Genomic DNA, 1031 nt, shown 5'->3' on the forward strand with positions numbered 1-1031 from the left:
CGGTTCTTTGTTCATTTACCATACGATGACAGGACGAAAAAATGGTTCCCATCGAATTAATCGCACCTTCCTTAGGCAAAGCCATGCAAGCGGCTGGCATTGATAGCGGTATGACGCAATCTGCAACGGTGGCATCGGGTATGGGTGGTCAATGGACTGAGAACCAAAATAACTATAGTGGGATTAATACTGCGGGGTTGCTGGCCTACCGTGTAGGATACGATTCCTCCATGTATTCTGTTTACCTACGTCGTGATGGGACACTGCCAATGACAGGGGATCTGAATATGGGAGGAAAGAATATCGCTAATGCCAACATGGTATATGCACAGAAAGTGAGTTCTACCGATCTCTATGTGAAAAACAGCGCTGTTTTTGATGGCGTTATCAATTCTCTTAACGTGATAAACAGCAATACCATCAGATCTAAAGAGTTTGTCGCAAATACTAATAACACCCGAATGACCATTGGTGGCGGTAGCTCCTCAACAGACGCTAACGCATTGTCAGTCAGATTGGAAGGCGGAAATGCTGACGGGTATATGCTTTTGATGGATGTTAACTCTTTTATCAATGATTCCGTAAAGCTGGATGTTGTAGGTAGCCAAAAAATCCGTGGAGACCTAAAAATTACGGCTTCAGGTAATGGCAAAGCGTCAGGGGGGATCTCCGCATCAGGAAACATAGCAGGAAGGTATATACAACCCACATCAACAGCGATTACTGGTGAAACATGCTCACCCAACGGACTTATCAGCAAAGCGGCAAACGGTTCGCCTGTGTGGTGTATTGATGGTGTATGGAAAGGGAGTGAGGGAAACACGATAGTGTCATCAGGCAACATTAACAACAATACCGCATTTACCTGTAGAAGCGGTGCTTCCGGTAAAATATTGGTTCACGCATATGCCAATTGGCTTGTAGGCTGGGGAGTCTATTGGATGGATGCAGCCCTTTGGCGGATTCAAGTTCGAAGTGCAACGCTAAGCCGCCTGTCTTAACTCTGCAAAGACCACTGAAGGCTGCCGGAA

General features: G+C 46.1%; 1 pseudogene. It reads left to right on the plus strand.

The window, feature by feature from the left end:
* Nucleotides 1-71 precede the first annotated feature (71 nt).
* Nucleotides 72-315 (plus strand): annotated as a pseudogene (locus tag ACSZO1_RS22445) (shufflon system plasmid conjugative transfer pilus tip adhesin PilV); the annotation flags it as partial.
* Nucleotides 316-1031 lie beyond the last annotated feature (716 nt).

This window comes from Erwinia sp. V71 (assembly GCF_965644245.1).
Lineage (GTDB): Bacteria > Pseudomonadota > Gammaproteobacteria > Enterobacterales > Enterobacteriaceae > Erwinia.